Genomic DNA, 15,215 nt, shown 5'->3' with positions numbered 1-15,215 from the left:
ACATTCTGGCTATAAGCTCTGCTATGCTAAAGGGTGCAAGGGAATATGGACACCGATCAGCACAAAGCGGGCAGTACGTTGACGGATCAAGCGGCCAGCTCAGGGTCCGACGAGCGGCGTATGGCCAGGAAAAATCGGCGTATGAAGGGCATCGCTGCGTTCCGTGCCGCTGCTCAGGAGATCACGGAACGTTCTCGGCTTAATCGTCAAGCCTTGGAACTGGGCAGCCAATCTTCGGTACCGGCTAAGCTGGCTCAAGCGCCCTCCGAGATGGGTGGGGATCAGCCACGCCATAAAGACGTTAGCCAGCGCACGGCAACACCGCGTACCGGCCTAAATACCCCAGAGAGTGCCCAAGCTCAGGCTCTGTTTTCTTCTCATAACGAAAATCCACGTGATACGCGCATTACGGTAAACAACGGGGCGTATGCCGTGCCGGAAGCCGCCAGCCATGAGCCGGAAGCCGCCAGCCATGAGCCGGAAGCCGCCAGCCATGAGCCGGAAGCCGCCAGCCATGAGCCGGAAGCCGCCAGCCATGAGCCGGAAGCCGCCAGCCATGAGCCGGAAGCCGCCAGCCATGAGCCGGAAGCCGCCAGCCATGAGCCGGAAGCCGCCAGCCATGAGCCGGAAGCCGCCAGCCATGAGCCGGAAGCCGCCAGCCATGAGCCGGAAGCGAACCAGAATGCAGCGGTTGCTGTTGGAACCGACTCTGTGGGTGAGCCCATTACTCTGTCGGACAATCTGGTGATTATGGATAACGAGCAAGCGGTGGCAGATTTGGCCAATAAAAGGGCTGCACAGGATCATGACGTGCCGCAGCCTGACACCAAGGTGTTGAAGCCGCAAGCGGGTTTGCGCACTTTACAGCATGTGGGGGCCATACGCGATCATGAGGTGCTGGCTAAATTGGTGGCTCAAAAGATGGCTGTTTCCAGTGGTGAAACGTTTCACTCAAAACTAAAACCACACGATGAGGCTGACGTGGCTGATGGCGCGGAAATTCAAAAAGGTGGCCTAGAGACGTTAGAGAAAGCTACCAGAAATCGTTCAGTTGAATTGGAGCGACACCTGCATGATTCACGCTTGTTGCGGCCCGTGTTGGATGAGAGCAGCGCACTAAAGGATGGTGAAGAGATTCTTGCGGCTCCATATTTGGCGGTGCGCCCGCGTGGTTCCAAGGCAATTTCTCCTGAGAAGAGTGACGTTCCCTGGTCATCCCAGGTAGAGGGTGATCGTACGGAGCAAGTTAATATCCAACCGAGTAGGCTGCCCGGGCAGGAAGAGATCGCGGTGGTTTCTGGTATGGAAGTTGGATCCGTTACAGAATCGGCTCACTCCAGTGTTGATCAAGGGCAGCCTTGGACGTCGAGTCGTCAGGAGCGTAAACAAGCGCTCGCCCAGCAACGACCAGAGCATCTTACACAGGATTTTGAACCCAGCGTGAATGCCTTGGTACGGAAGTCTGCTATGTCTATCGAGCAGATCAAACAGCGCATGTTGACACTTGAGCCTGACGCACCTTGGTACCCTATGGTTTCAGTACCCGCTACTGGTGCCGCCGATCTGCGGTATGAGGCGCAACCTAAACCTATGCAGCCCGTGCAGTCGATCCCGATGAACCCCGAGCGCAAATTGCCCTTCGCCGCGACCAAGCCGATGGCGGTTGAGCCGTTATTAGCCGTGCCCAGTGAATCATCCCACGCCATGTTTGCGGGTGCCTCGCTCAAAAATATGGGGGGGCTGTTGAGCATGGAGCCCCCTAAACAGAGCATGAGTGATAGACAGAATGAAGGGGCAGTGCCCCATAAAGTGGCGGTTTCAAGCTTGGATTTACAAACCCTTGTTCAGCGCATTTACGAGCCTAAAAAGGTGGATCCGTGGGGGATGGATGCTCAAATTGTGGGTAATTTGAGTGCGCTGTCCGAGGTGAAACAGAGCGCTTTGGTGCTTCAGTCAAAATCCTTGTCTATGAAATCTGAGCCGCAACAGACCAAGGATGAAGAGACCTTTCATTTGGGGGTGGGCACGCGCCGTGAGCGGCCGCTGATCCATGGTTGGATGGAGTTGCTCACAGCACTGCCCGTCAATCGGCACGCAGATGTCAGCTCAGAGCCTGCGCACGTGCAACCGCAGAACACTTGGCTCGATCTTTTGATGCAACAGCCTGATACAAAAAAAAATAAGATGGTTCATCATATTATGCCTGTTGCCAGCAAGGGGAAGAAGAAAAAAGGGGCCTTCAGCCCCCTTTCGCCGTGGTTGGCATCCGGTGCGTTGGCAGAGTCCATGGCGGCGTCATTGAGTACGATTATGCCGCAACAGATCTCTTTGCCTACGTTTACCGAAGCCTTGGTTCAGGCTAAGCTAACCGCAAAGCAGCAGGTTACGCAAAATATTGAAGCGCAAAGCGATCCCGAAACCGTGGTAAATACAGAAACGGATGAGAGCGTAGCAAGCCCTATGGCTGTGGAGGATGCCACTGAAGCTCAGGATGTGCCAGGGATTGATACGCCTGCTGTTGTGTCAGAGATCACGGTGCAAACAGGTCCCGTCAAACCCTGTGCAGGGGGGCTGTTTGGGGTAACACTTCGGAAAAAACGTTTCATTCATACACAAGAGTTAAAGGTTTTAAAGGGGTTTATGGGGCAGGCGCAGTTGCGAGGACCCTGGGGGGTTGAACCAAAAGACCCTTTTGCATCGCACCTTAGGCTCAGTTTGAGCCATGTGGAGATTAAGCGGCGCAACAAGAAGCTACAGGTTGGTGTCATCCCCTTTGCGCAAGGCGCACCAAGTCTGCATGGGTCGGACATACTCGCAGGTAGCAATCGGTGGGGGGCTATGTATGACGCCTTACACAAAAAAAAACCGAGCAGCCTCCCCCCTTTAGTCTCGACGCCACCATCCTTGGCGGTGGGTATGCATGGTTACATTTTTAATGATAAGAGCCTTAGCAGTGCAGGTGCTATGCATTGGTATCTAGGCGAGGTGACCTCAGCGCAAGAGCAGCACCACCTGCCCGAAACCGAGGATGGCAACTCGGTGCGCCGCAGTGATTTTAACACGCCGTCGATACCCCATCATGCCATCGTCAATCGGGTGAAAAATGTTTGCTTTCTGGATTCACCTTTTGAAGGTGAAAGAGAGCGGCAGCAGAAGCCTCGCGCAGAGCCTGATTCTCTTTTGAGCGAACCTTCGGATACCACAGCTAAGACGCATCTTTTTGAGGGTAAGCTCGAAAAGTTTAGTGTCGAGCGTATGCGCAGCAAGCTACCCAAGATAACGCAACAGGGGATTCGTCGCAGCACACCGCAGCCAGCGTCGCCATCTGTTGCACAGAGCGCAACCTCTTCTTCTTTGGAAAACATTTCAGGCATGCCGACTAAGAAGGCACTGTCAGGGCGTGTTACCACACGGCCAAGCCTCCCGGCAAAACGTTTGTATGCCAAGGTTGTGCGCAAAGATAAGTCGATTAATTCGGAAAAAGCGCATCAAGACGCTGCCACATCCAGCAGTGTGCAGAGCCTTGGGTCCAATCGGGTTGCCATCGTTAAGCCGGTGCAGCGCATCGGGACGGCGTCTGAACCCACACCTGCCGCTGCACGACAGAATGGTGTCGCGATCCACTCTAATGTGCCAGTCAAGCAACTGGATAAAAGGGGATATGTTGAGGCAGTTGAGGTCGAGGGGTTGGGCGAGGGTGTGGCCAACTTGTTAGGGGATGCCGTTGGAGGGGTGATTCTTGGGGCGCGTTGGACAGGCGGCGTCATGAAAAAGATGGTCTCCTTTTCAAAACGGTGACAGCGTGCCCATCGTGAGCACGTGGTCATGAGAGATTGAACCGTTTGCCTGCCAAACTGGCGTCTTCCATGATTGATTGAGCATGGTTTAAAAAGGGCTTTTTTAGCACACCCCGCAAGCCTACAGGGTGCCGGTGTTAGCGTTAAGGATGAGCACCAAAGCTAGGCCTACGTTATAATCGGTACGATCAGGTATGGTGTAGCCGCGCGCGGCCTTGGTCTGCATGGTTGCTAGCGGGGGGTATGGCCTTGCATGGCTTTAGCCCGGTTGTGGTGTTTTCAGCTTCATGGATAGAGCGTCGCGCGCGCGCTCATCAAGCTAGGCGAGCCTGCTGTATAACCCTTTTCCTCAACAGCCTCATTCCCCGTTTTTTATTTCTTGTTTATTCCTATGGTTATGGCCTTATCTGGCCCATGTCTTACGCAAATTCTCCTGCTTTCAGACTTTATCGTTGAAAAAAACGCGCTTGACCCTTGGCCGGGGCGTTGCTTGTGGGTCGGTAAAAAAAAGCCATAGGCATATCAGTTTTGCAATGAATCTGTTTAAGGATGGGCAAAGATCAGGTATCATGAGCGATCTATTTGGAGTGGCCCTAGGGAGGGGAGGGCTCTGGCTGATGTTTGGCCCGCTTCACATACGTTATCTTATGACTTGAACCGACAGCCTCGCAATGTGGGGGCTTGGCGCTATAAAGGAGATCTCCATGGCTGCCTTTAATTTGGCACTGTACTTATCAAAAAGCATCCCAGGCGTTGGTGTTTTGGGTGGCGTTATAGGGGGTTCTGCGGCGCTGGCCAAAAACTTAAAAGCCAAACAACGCGGTGAAATAACAACCGAAGAAGCTGTAATCGACACCGGAAAAGAGGCCCTAGGCGCAGGCTTGGCGACAACCGTTAGTGCCTATGCCGCAGGTGTGGTGGGCGGTGGTTTGGTGGTCTCTTTGGGTACAGCCTTCGCCGTGGCTGTGGCAGGTAAATATGCCTGGGATTATGGCATGGAGCAGATGGAGGCTAAACTCCAGGAAAAAAAACACCAGGAGCAGGGTGGACAAACCTATGGGGATAATCCAGACCCGTTTGATCCCCAGGAGTTGGAAACTCCGTAATGCTTTTCCCGCTAACCATCTGTGATGGTTAAGGATTCATGGTGTGTGCGCTGTTCCGTGAGATGTGCTGAGGACTTCTCCTTCCTGTGGTAAATGGAAAAATTATGGATATTGAAGATTGGGAGCCCTCCCATAAACCGAAGAACCATCCAGCGGAACAGAAGGCTGGTGAGCAAAACCCAACCATCGCCCCGCAAGCCCATTCTCCCCATGGGCAAGCGATGCTGGATGATCTGGATGCAGAAGCTTTTGCAGACATAGACAGGCCCATTGAGGCCACGCCCCTAGCGGAACAAAAGCCGCCTAAGGGGACCTGTGCCTCTGCTCAAGATGACGCCATGCCGTCATCTATGGATGAGGAAAGCAGCTCTTTTCAACCATTTAAATTCATTATGCAGAAAAAATCCTGCGCGGCTGATGACTGTTCCAGTTGTCAAGACAAGCCCCCCATTGCGGCTGTCTCCAAGGCACGTTCGAAGTTTAATTTTATCGGTGTTGGGGTTGGTTTGCTGGTGCTTATGGTGGTTTTGTTGCAAGTATACCAAAACTTTGAAAGCAAAAAGATCTCTGCCACGATCAACGCCTTTAATGGATTGATGCCAGATACGCAGACCGTCGCTTTGACGAACGCGCAGACACCTTGTGGTCAGCCTGTCGCCATGGGCATGGCAACAACGCCCTGCGGTCAGCCCGTGGCCTTTGGTATGGGTGGGGTATTAACCCCTGCTGAAAAACGTTTTCTGATCTATATGCGTGAAGAAGAAAAGTTAGCTAGAGATGTCTACTTAAACCTGTATGATCGCTGGAAGGTCGCCATTTTCCGTAGTATTTCGCGATCAGAACAGCGGCATATGGATGCGGTTTTGCGCATGATTACGCGTTATGGCTTAGAGGACCCGGCCGCGCAAGATGTGCGCGGGCAATTTAAGGATCGTGATTTACGAGAACTCTACGAAAAGCTTATTGCGCGGGGGGAGCGCTCACTGGGAGAGGCTCTAAAGGTTGGCGGTTTGGTGGAAGAGTTGGATATTTTTGATCTCAATAGAGCTCTTCGTGAAACCAGCGCCCAGGACATTACCCGGGTCTATCAAAATATTCAACGAGGTTCCTTTAACCATCTCCGCAGCTTTGCCCATGGCGTGGAGCTGCGCGGCCAGCGATATAAGGCGCAAAAGTTGTCACAGCAACAAGTCGACACCATTTTGCATGCCCCTATGGACACCAATATCGGCCTGCTCCCCTGAGGGATTGGGTGACTTCACCCAGACGTGCGGGTGTGGGGCAAATGAGGTCTAAGGACAAACCCATGCACCGCCGTTGCCGATGGGTATTGGCTGAGAGGCTCTCCCGGCTCCCCACAACGCCGTGCAGTTGTGCGCCGGTTCGCTATTATGGTTTTCAGGCAAGAGCTTGATGTTTTGTTTTCAACGCCTTTATAGAGAAAATATTTTCTCTATAAAGGCGGTTTGCAGTCTGTAGATTTTTTATTTAGCGTGACGAGCATGCAAGCAATAATATGCTGCGGCCCCGCAGGCTATACCAACCGCAGGGGCGATCAATACCAAGCCCAAGAGCAGTTTACTACCCGCTATGGCCGCTGTGCCACCACCCGCCATGCCACCCGCTACCCCAAACATTTTCATAGAACCCACCTTGGCCGGGCCAGCCATATGTGTCCCCGTGTGATGCCCGCTAACCGCCCCGTGGCTAGGCCCCGGAAGGTGCGATGAGGATGGGACGTTAGGGGCAGAATGGGCCGTTGGCGTCGTAGAATGGCTGTTTTGGGCTGAGATAGATACATCATCCAAAAAGCTGGCGGGTCCATCCATCACGCTAGACTCTTTTTTATCTTTAGACGTTTGTGACTGGCTCATGGTGCGTCCCTGAGTTAAAGGTCGTGTGGCATAAGAGGTGCGAATTGATCTGAGACTGAAGTTACGTAAAAATGTGGCATGCTAAGTCAACACGTTGCTTTATTGGTTAAATGCCGTTGGGCTAGGGGCGAAGATCCATCCTGAGCGTGGGCTACGCAAACGCACAAATACGCCGCCGTGTTAATTGTAGCGGAATTTGCTCTAGGGTGTAACTTTTGCTGTCACAGTTGTGGTTTTTTTCTGCTGTTTTCGGTGGTGTCCTACGTATGTTGACCTAATCGGCGTCACAGGGCGAGAAACCCACGCCATGAAGGTCCAAACGTGATCAGCCAGACCGGCCAGACATGACCGGGGTTCTGTCTTCGTCTTTGCCCTCATCCCCTCTCATCCTGAGGGTGCGGACAAGCCAGCAGAAACTGTAGCTGTACGCAACAAAGGCTCCGGCGGCATTGTGGAGATCCCAATCCTTTGAGAAATACAGGGTCTTTCGGCCCTTGCGCGGGGGGGGGATGCCGGGCAGACGCACTATTGCGTCCACGAAGGCTTGAGTTGATTATCTCACTGGCAGTCGAACGGTTTAACTGGTTGCTCTGCGCATGCTCAATTGGGAAATAGATGAATCGACATACAAACAACAGGCTCATTCACCCAACAACACAACCCAGAATTTTTCTTGTTTAAGCGGTTTAACGATAGAGTTCCGCACCAAAAAGATAATCCCGTGGGTCTACGGCCAACTCTTGAGAACTCTCCATGGAATGCACACGGATCGTAGAGACCGATTTATCCTGGGCTAAATCCAAAATATAGGGCTTGGACAGCAGTTGGTTTTGCTCATTTGTGATTATGCGCAAGACAGGACTCAACAGACCAGAAGGTCCACAGTGTAACACCACACCCAAACGATTATCGTTCAGGCGAACCAACGATCCCACAGGATAGATCCCTACACTTTCGATAAAAATCTCCAGTAGCATACTGTCCAACCGTTTTGGGTCCCGGCCCTGTCCGCGCAACTGATCCAGCACCCATTGGTTATCCGGTGCGTACCAGAGACTATGCTGGCCATACAGATTATCGATGGTATCACAAAGCCCCAATAAACGCCCCACCAATGAGATCTCTTCACTATGCATGGCACAGGGATAACCCGAGCCATCAAGCCGCTCATGGTGCTGCAAAATGGCGGTGATAATGGAGTGGTCGTCCACGCCCATTTCATGGCAAATTTGACGGGAGAGCAGTACATGTTTTTGATATACTTCAAAATCATCTTCACTAACACGGCACGGCTCGGTAACAATCCGTGTGGGCAACAGTAATAGCCCCACGTCATGGAGCATGCCCGCAACGCCAAGCCGTTTTACATAGTCCTGGTCCAACCCAAGATAATTTGCTAAATGCATTACATATACAGATACATTGACCACATGATCCAAGAGATGGTAGTCGCTATGTTTGAGCATGGTCAGGGCCATCACCACACTATTGGTATGCGTGATCAAGTGGAGCAATTGATCAATGGCACTCTCTAGGTCAGCCGGTCGAGGGCACTGTTTTTTGAAATATGCGTCAAATAGGTTGGATATTTTTTTTTGGCGTCAAAGATCGACTCTAGTGCATCTTTGGTTTCGTCCACCCAATTTTTTTCTGCCAGTTCCCATATGTGCTCAGGAGTTTTTTTTTTAGGTGCGCCATCCAGAACCAAACTTTCGAGCTGTTTGGCAAAATGATCCTCAAGAGTATCCATGATCGATTCCCAAAAAAAACTTCACGCTTTTGTCTTCAAGGCTTCCGACATGCTCACCCTAGGAACACTCTAAAGATAAGGCTTAGTGTGACACACGTTAAAAACCTATAATGTTCTAATAAGGACTGCTTAACACCAAAAGAACGCATTTTTAACGGAAAAGCGGCTTAAATTGGACTCTTTTCATGGATACGTTGGGGCGAACAGTCATCAAAAGTAAACATCGTAATCTTTCACCCTACAGCAACCAAATACAACCCATCTTCACACTGAGGATTTAGCCCAGTGGAAACGTTTTTCTATTTAACACAGCGCTTAGATTAGCTTTTAAATTTAACAAATTTCTGATGACTTTTTCAACCAAAAAAACTGACTCAACCCCACCCCCGACTCCCCTGCATAAAGCCGTTTCCAACGACTCACAACAAGGTGTAGTATAAGCTTCATGTTATTTGGTTCATCAGGTGTCTGAACAGCGTTTTACACCCTACCTAGCCCACTAAGCAGAGGCAGAGTGCATGTTCGGAATACCTAGGCTTTTTTCGATTTCCTGCGGGTTAGTCGATCCTCTTCTCGCACTCTAAACAGATACCCCCTAAAACACCCTTTTGCGGCAAACATGGGGTTTTATTGGGAATGGCTGAAGGCTTGTTCATGTCTACAAAAGATCCCATTATTAAAATGAAGAGCACAACACAATCTTCAGAAACAAACCCGTGGGGCCATGCTCATGTGCCAGCAGAACCGCTAAACACCACTCTACCACACTCTGTTGATAACCCGTTGCACCAAGCCGATATTTTAACGCCAGGCTCCTTAGCTGTTCAGCCATCCCATGCCCGTTCGTTAGCGGCACACTCTACCGTTCAACCCATGCAGCCTTCGGCATACTCACCTCTGTCCCAACTGCAATCTATACCCGTTGCCCACCCCCACAGGGCACCCACGCCCCCCATTTTCAGCCAGACACAAGAGGCGCAATTTGCACCCAACCCGCCTGAAGAGCGTGAACCCCCGATGGAACCCCCCCAAAGCATACCTTACGTGCACGCGAGAGATGAGCATCCCTCCAAACACGCCAACGAAGCCGAAAGAGTGAAGAAGGCTCATGAAACGGAAAGCCGCCTACGCCGACAGGAACAGGCGCTTGTTAACAAACAGTTACGGTTTGATCAAGATCTTCAACGCCTCCAACAAATAACCGATAGGGTTATCAAACTGGAACAAAATCTACAGGTTGCACTGAAAGAGGCCACGGACAAAGCGCTGTCCGCAGAGCATTCACAGAGCCATGACGTGGCTCTCACCGCACGACAGATGAAAGCGTTAGCCGAGCGGGCTCAAGAGATCCGCAACAGAGAAGCCTCTCTTATGGCCACCGAGGTCCGCTTGGCACACCAGATTGATTATTTGGCCGAGAAAGAGGCTAAATTAACCCAATATGAGCTGCACCAGATCAACCTTCAAACCCAATTTGCAGAACGGTTTGCGGCACTTAGAACCCGTGAAAAGGCGACTGAACGCCTGGAGATCCGTATCCATGCAGAGCAACAGATCCGCGAGAACGCGTTTCAAAAACACAAAGAAACCGCCGATTTGTTGGACGCACAGTTAAATAAACGGGTTGAAGAGCTTAAAACCAGGGCTTTGGACGCACAAAACAGCGAACAAAAGCTTGCGACACACCAGCAGCTGCTGGACAAACAGCAAGAACAGGTAGAAACCCGTAGCTTGGAACAAAAACGGGATGCCGAGCATTTGGCCGCTTACGAAAATAGATTACGGGAGAAAGAAGAGTCCTTAAACAGTCTTAAGCATCAATTAGATAATGCGATAACGATCTTAAATGCGGCTCAACAGAGAGGCCATACTCAACCGAAGCAGAGCGGTAAATGGTGGACCATAACCCTGCTGGGCATTGCCGTACCTGTGGTGATGGTCGGTTATTATGCTCTAAAACAGACCTCCCCCCCCTCACTGCCAAGGCAAGCAACCCAGAGCTTCCCAGCATTCTTAGAGGAGCGGACGTTTCAGGAGAGCACCAAAAACGCTGCTGTTTTACCGGAATTGCCTGCATCCAAGCGAGAGCCTCAAAGTGCAGCGAATCGGGAACCAATAGAGGTTTACACGCCCAATCAAACCACCACAAAGTCGCAGCAGGGGGAGCAGACCAGCCCCTCGGCAGGGTATGATGGTACAGAGCAGGGCCAGAAGATCCCTCCCATTGCGGCGCATGATGGCTCCCTTTCCATGACCGCTGCCCTTTCCGCCTCAACAATTGCGGGTAAGGCGTCTCAGCTCAAGACACCCTCGACCAAGGAGAACCAGCCTGCCACACTTGAGAATAGCACGGGGGCCGCCGTCGCCATCGGAATGGGGGTGGACGTTGAAAAGCCGCGAGTGGTTGAGACGACTCAAAACATGCGAGAGACACCCCTGTCCCCCCAGGGGGTTGCGCACAACAACAGAGTGGTGCAGGCTGACGCTCTCTCTGCGCAGGATCAAGCGGCGCAAGCCCTCTCACCGGTTCCCATGGGGACAACTGCCTTAACCTTGCCAAAGTCCCCGCAGGCTGCCCCTGCAAACCAGATGATGGCTATACAACCAACGCCGCAGCGCGACCCTCTCACGCTGTCCACAGAGGCCGCGACCCGCACCCCCCCCAAAGCCGAGCAAGCAGAGCCAATACCCGCTCTCTCAGCCACAGAGATAACCGAGAAAGAGTCTCAGGTAAAGCGCTTATTGGAGCTGGCCATGCTGGATATTCCACGCAATCGGCTAAGCTGGCCAGAAGATAATAATGCATTGATTAAAATAAGAAAAGCGTTAGTCATCATACCTGGCTACCCAGATGCTCTGCGCAGTTTAGAAGCCGTGACTGACCGCTACATATTTTTGGTTGCACAGCACATGCGGGAGGGCCAACTCAATAAGGCTACCCTTTTCTTAAATAAAGCCAAAAGCCTACACCCAAAAAGAGAGACGGTGTTGCGTGCCGAAGGCCCACTGTTCGATGCCCTGGCTGGGCAAACCACGCCGCGCGTTAAAGCTTTTTTGGATAACCCCGTGGCGAATCCCTAACGATCACGGCACATCGATCGGCCTTCTGCTCTTGCCAGGTGGTTTTTATTATGACTAAGCCGATGATCTCAATCTGCAATCAACTGCAACAGGGGGGGCATAGATCTCCCCGGAATTTGTCGTTGAGAAAACGACCGGGCCAGTGCGCCTTGATCATGCAAGATGGTCGCGCGGAAGCAGAGTCGAGCCTGGGCATCGTTGCCCAGATCAGGCTGTCACCGACTCAGGTTGGCAGTAGGAGAGAGCCACGCTGGACAGAAAAGATGTAATTTGGCAAAATATGTGCGGTGTCAAGGGCTGTTTGGGTTTTTTCGGTGGCTACCTGTTCCGGCAATCCTCCCTTTGAGCCGTCGAGTTCCAGAAAAATGTCAACGTAATTCGAAAAGGATGGCTGTTTAGCCTTGGCGGCCAGTCGATGCAAGTGGGTGCTGGGTGCCATAGGATCGGGTCGTGCCTCTGAAACCCTCTCCAATTTGAGGGTGCCGGTTTGCATAGCACCGCTTGTACAATAAATACGGACTCTCATGGGAATAGGTGTTAAGATATCTATCTTTCTGATAAAAAAAGGGTAAAATTTAATATTTGCAGAACCGGTCGAGATCGTTTTCCTAAGTTAGGGTGGCTAAAACGACCGCTTTTAAAATGTTAGCTTGAATTTTTTTGTCATTATCGCGACAATCCTGTGATTTGGTGTAACCTTGCTGCTCTATAAGAATGTGCTTTTAGGGGACTTGAGGTTCATCATTTTTCCGTATCACACACTAAGCTCACTGTTTCGAGGAGGGGTCATGCAGTCTCCTGCAGGTAATGATAAGCAGCTGTTTGTCGGTATTGATCTGGGAACCTCCCGTACGGCTATTATGACCAGGCGTGGCGTCAAGACCATGGTTCGCTCCGTTGTGGGCTATCCTAAAGATATTATTGGCGTGAAAATACTCAACAATACCGTGGTCATTGGTCAGGAGGCTCTGGATAACCAAGCCTATCTAAACCTCTATTACCCGCTGGCAGATGGCGTGCTCAAAGAGACCAGTGAAAAAGATGAAATGGCCGCCAAGGAGTTGCTGAAGTATGTCATTAGCCAAGCGAAACCCCAGGGCGATGAGCAAATTCTCGGCATCGTTGGGGTTCCGGCTCGTACTTCAATCTACAATAAAAGCCAACTTCTCAAAATCACAGATGACCTGATGAGCATGTCCATGGTGGTCTCTGAGCCGTTTATGGTTGCCTATGGGTTGGATAAACTGAACAATGCCATCATCATTGATATTGGTGCAGGTACCATCGATATCTGCGCAATGAAGGGGACGGTTCCATCGGATAAGGATCAAATCACCCTACTCAAGGGTGGCAATTATGTGGATGAAGTCTTTACCCATGCCATTGCAGAGTCCTATCCTGATGTGCAAATCACTTCTTACATTGCACAAAAAATCAAGGAAAAACATGGCTTTGTAGGAGAGCCTACCGAGGAGGTCGTGGTCAACCTACGCGCCGGCGGCAAACCCATGTTGCATGATGTAACCCGCGAGCTGCGTTTTGCCTGCGAGACCATTATTCCCGATATTCTGGAAAGCGTAGAAAAATTGGTGCTCTCCTTCGACCCCGATAATCAACAGGAAGCGCTTAAGAACATCATCCTGGCCGGGGGCGGTAGTAATCTTATCGGCCTTGATACCGTCCTGACCGAAGGGTTGAAGGAGTATGGTAAGGTCAATGTTTCGCGTGTCGCGGATCCTGACTTTGCTGGGGCTGCCGGTGCTTTAAAATTGGCCACTGAGCTGCCTACCGAATACTGGAACCAGGTTGGCGACATCGTTGGGGGCTAATCCTGATACATGCAGATAAGCGGGTCTTTTCTATAGGGGCGGAAGGTCGGAGAGGTTGCAAGCACTTCTGCCTTCCGCCTTGTGCTTATAAAATATGGTGGTTTAATGGCTGCGTTTCGACTGATAAGTGATCGCGATCGTCTGGTAGCACAGGTTTTAGCAGGGATGAGCTATCTGGGTATTCTTGCACTGGTACCATTTATGATTGGACGTCGAGATCCTTTTGTGGCATTTCATGCTCGGCAAGGCATTATCATATGGATATGGGAGGTCATCGCGGTTTACGCATTGATCGTTCCAGGTTTGGGTAAAATAGCCTTTCAACTGTCAAGCGTGCTCTGTTTTGTACTTTCCTTGGTGGGGTTGGTTTCCGTTATCTTGGGCAGGGCATGGCGTCTGCCTGGGGTGTCGAGTGTGGCCGAAAAACTGTAAACCCACCTCTCATTGGTTTTGACGAGTCGGAGAGATTCTTGTTCAGGTTGCTGCTATCACTGATCCTTACGTTTTTTTTGCTGATCTTCTCCTCGCAAAACATGCACGATGTTGAGGTTCGTTTTGTCTTTGGTGAACCCGTTGAAATGCCACTTATACTCGCCTTGGCGGGTGCGTTTATCGGTGGTTTTGGCATTGCCACATTCAGTTTTTTGGTGCAGAGTGCGGCATCGCGTAAAAAAGATGTGGATGAGTTCTGATCGCTTGGGTTGGACGTGTTAGGGCCTGTGGTTTCAAGATTACGGGTTTTCTATGGGATGTTGGGGAAAATACGACAGGTAAAACATGCGTTACTCTAAATGCATCGTCTGCTATGAAATGATTGGTTGGGCCGGGTTGTTGGTCAACCTTATCCTCTCAGCTATGAAAATTTTTGTCGGGATCATTTCAGGTTCCCATGCGTTGCTGGCAGACGCCCTCTACTCTAGTAAAGATGTGATAACGTCGGCCTTGATCATTGTAGGTTTGAAAGTTTCAAACAAACCTATTGATGAAAAACACCCCTTCGGTCATGGCAAGATTGAGTTCTTGCTCTCTTTGGTCGTCAGTTTTGTGTTGCTGGGCATTACGGGGTGGTTGCTGTTTAATGTCGCCACTGTATTGCTGGAAGGCAGCCATAAAGCCCCCCATCTCATCGCGTTGTGGACGGCGATTGTATCGGTTTTGGTGAACCTGTTTTTTTGGGGGTATACCCGCTGCGTTGCCCTCGAAATCAATAGTCCTATGGTGCAGACACTGGCTAAGCATCATCACGCGGATGGTATCTCCTCGGTCGCCGTGGCTTTTGGCATCATAGGTTCGCACTATCTTGGCATGCCATGGCTGGATAGTGTGGTGGCTGTGGGTGAAAGCATTCATTTGTTGATTTTGGGTGGTCAGGTGTTCTGGGATTCGGTTCAGGGTTTGATGGATCAAGCGGGTTCCAAAGAAACACAAGATGAAATTAAGCGCCGCGCCAATGAAATCAAAGGGGTGGAGACAGTCCTGGAGGTACGTAGTCGGCGGGTGGGGCAGGAGTTGTGGATCTCTGTCAACATTGGGGTCGTTCCTGATATGGATATTAGAGAGGCGAAGATGATCGCAGATCGGGTTGAAGAGCATATCGCCGATACCATACCCCATGTTGGGGATGTCAATGTCCGTTTCCTCTCGCTCCCTGGTTCTGTGCCTGAGTTTGGGGAAGTTGAAGAGGATTTGGTTAATCTGGCTAAACTGCGTGAGGGTGTTCGTAACGCTGACTTGCTTGCGGATGATGATGTATTAACAGATCTGGCCAAGAGTTGATC

11 protein-coding genes are annotated in these 15,215 nt (G+C 51.1%); 8 read left to right on the top strand and 3 right to left on the bottom strand.

Translation table 11 applies throughout. From position 1 onward, the window contains the following. Nucleotides 1-45: 45 nt before the first annotated feature. From MMC1_RS21675 to MMC1_RS20150, 3 genes are all read left to right on the top strand, one after another. Entirely contained in the window at nt 46-3,798 is a 3,753-nt protein-coding gene (locus MMC1_RS21675; protein WP_011713888.1) for a hypothetical protein, read from the top strand. A gap of 703 nt (nt 3,799-4,501) precedes the next feature. Continuing rightward, nucleotides 4,502-4,903, top strand: coding sequence for a magnetosome protein MamC (gene mamC / locus MMC1_RS11640; RefSeq protein ID WP_011713887.1), 402 nt, complete (start codon nt 4,502-4,504; stop codon nt 4,901-4,903). 104 nt (nt 4,904-5,007) lie between these two features. Further along, nucleotides 5,008-6,147, top strand: a complete 1,140-nt coding sequence (locus MMC1_RS20150) for a DUF2202 domain-containing protein (RefSeq protein WP_049757669.1) — start codon at nt 5,008-5,010, stop codon at nt 6,145-6,147. Nucleotides 6,148-6,387: 240 nt separating this feature from the next. On the opposite strand, the gene MMC1_RS11630 is transcribed toward MMC1_RS20150, so the two are convergent. The 3 genes from MMC1_RS11630 to MMC1_RS11620 form a co-directional block, all read right to left on the bottom strand. Continuing rightward, nucleotides 6,388-6,573, bottom strand: a complete 186-nt coding sequence (locus tag MMC1_RS11630) for a hypothetical protein (protein ID WP_041641195.1) — start codon at nt 6,571-6,573, stop codon at nt 6,388-6,390. Nucleotides 6,574-7,463: 890 nt separating this feature from the next. Then, nucleotides 7,464-8,282, bottom strand: coding sequence for an HD-GYP domain-containing protein (locus MMC1_RS11625; RefSeq protein WP_041641194.1), 819 nt, complete (start codon nt 8,280-8,282; stop codon nt 7,464-7,466). 26 nt (nt 8,283-8,308) lie between these two features. Then, nucleotides 8,309-8,527 carry a hypothetical protein gene (locus MMC1_RS11620; protein WP_011713883.1) on the bottom strand — a complete coding sequence of 73 codons (219 nt, stop codon included), beginning with the start codon at nt 8,525-8,527 and terminating at the stop codon, nt 8,309-8,311. 1,044 nt (nt 8,528-9,571) lie between these two features. On the opposite strand from MMC1_RS11620, the gene MMC1_RS11615 reads away from it, so the two are divergent. The 5 genes from MMC1_RS11615 (at nt 9,572) to mamM (ending at nt 15,213) form a co-directional block, all read left to right on the top strand. Continuing rightward, the gene (locus tag MMC1_RS11615) at nt 9,572-11,608 is read left to right on the top strand and encodes a hypothetical protein (RefSeq protein WP_143711415.1); all 2,037 of its coding nucleotides are present in this window, start codon (nt 9,572-9,574) and stop codon (nt 11,606-11,608) included. 788 nt (nt 11,609-12,396) lie between these two features. Beyond that, a complete protein-coding gene (mamK, locus tag MMC1_RS11605) occupies nt 12,397-13,437 on the top strand; it encodes a MamK family actin-like protein (RefSeq protein ID WP_011713881.1) in 1,041 nt (346 codons plus the stop codon). A gap of 105 nt (nt 13,438-13,542) precedes the next feature. Next, nucleotides 13,543-13,869, top strand: coding sequence for a magnetosome magnetite crystal formation protein family (locus MMC1_RS11600; protein WP_011713880.1), 327 nt, complete (start codon nt 13,543-13,545; stop codon nt 13,867-13,869). Beyond that, the gene (locus tag MMC1_RS22445; RefSeq protein ID WP_081436277.1) at nt 13,827-14,129 is read left to right on the top strand and encodes a lipopolysaccharide assembly protein LapA domain-containing protein; all 303 of its coding nucleotides are present in this window, start codon (nt 13,827-13,829) and stop codon (nt 14,127-14,129) included. Before MMC1_RS11600 ends, MMC1_RS22445 begins: the two co-directional genes overlap by 43 nt. 85 nt (nt 14,130-14,214) lie before the next feature. Continuing rightward, nucleotides 14,215-15,213, top strand: a complete 999-nt coding sequence (mamM, locus tag MMC1_RS11590; RefSeq protein WP_011713878.1) for a magnetosome biogenesis CDF transporter MamM — start codon at nt 14,215-14,217, stop codon at nt 15,211-15,213. Nucleotides 15,214-15,215 lie beyond the last annotated feature (2 nt).

Origin of the sequence: Magnetococcus marinus MC-1 (genome assembly GCF_000014865.1) — a bacterium.
In the GTDB taxonomy this organism is placed as follows: domain Bacteria; phylum Pseudomonadota; class Magnetococcia; order Magnetococcales; family Magnetococcaceae; genus Magnetococcus; species Magnetococcus marinus.
Note: the sequence above shows the minus strand (reverse complement) of the source record. Positions and strands in the feature narration are given on the sequence as shown.